Source organism: Micromonospora cabrerizensis (genome assembly GCF_022230955.1).
Lineage (GTDB): Bacteria > Actinomycetota > Actinomycetes > Mycobacteriales > Micromonosporaceae > Micromonospora > Micromonospora cabrerizensis.
Window position 1 is genome coordinate 1 of sequence record NZ_JAKKFI010000032.1, and the last position, 880, is coordinate 880.

The window sequence follows — 880 nt, forward strand, 5'->3', positions numbered from 1 at the left end:
GGTGCCGGCCTCGGTGGTGCCCATCTCCTTGGCCATGTCATCAACGTTGATGTTCTTGCCCTGCACGCTCAGGGCGTTACGGGTCGCGGCGGGCCCGCAGTAGTAGAAGTTCGGCTGCGCCTCGTAGCGCACACCCAGCTCCCGCTCACCCGAGGGCTTGCGGTCGGTCTGGGTCTGGGTGGTGGGCTTGGCGGTGCTCGGCGCCGCGAACGCGGCGGTCACGGGTCCGACGATGGCACCACCGGTGAACGCGATCCCAGCGGCGGTGAGTGCGCTCTTACGGATCAGATCGGTACGCATGATGGCGTGCTCCTCTGCATCGGGGGTGTGCACGGCACGCCCGGGGGGTGGGCGTGCCGCACGTGTAAGGGGGGAAAGTCTTCGACGTTCTCGCCCGGCGGCCACGGGGGCCGGCGTCGGGAAAGGGTGTAACCGTGCGGGACGGCGGGTCATTCCACCCGGGCCCCGGCTTGTGGTGCTCGGGGGGTGCGGGGTGTGTAACCAGCCGGGCCGACGACGCATTCCACCTGGCTGCGGCGGTGACTCGGGATATCAACCGGCGCACCCGGCGACTCATTCCACCTGGCTGCGGCCGTGGCCCGGGGTATAAACCGGCGCAGTCGGCAAGTCGATCCGCCTGGCTCCGGCTGTGGCCATCGTGTGTAACCGGCCGGGCTGGCGACGCATTCCGCTCGATGGCGAGTGCGTGCTCTGGGGGATGTAACCGCGGCGGCTTGACCGGTGTTCCCGGCGGCTACCGCGGCCCCACGACCCGAAGTCACGGTGCCATGCCAGGTATAACGACCCCGCCCGGCCCACGATTCCGCCCCAGGGTCGCCCCGACCACCAGACACCCCACCCCAAACCGGACACCGACCCC

1 protein-coding gene is annotated in these 880 nt (G+C 69.9%); it reads right to left on the reverse strand.

Annotation, left to right across the window (positions count from 1 at the left end):
* A partial coding sequence (locus tag LADH09A_RS03255) for a C39 family peptidase (RefSeq protein WP_238643239.1) occupies positions 1-300 on the reverse strand: 300 nt, incomplete at its 3' end.
* Positions 301-880 lie beyond the last annotated feature (580 nt).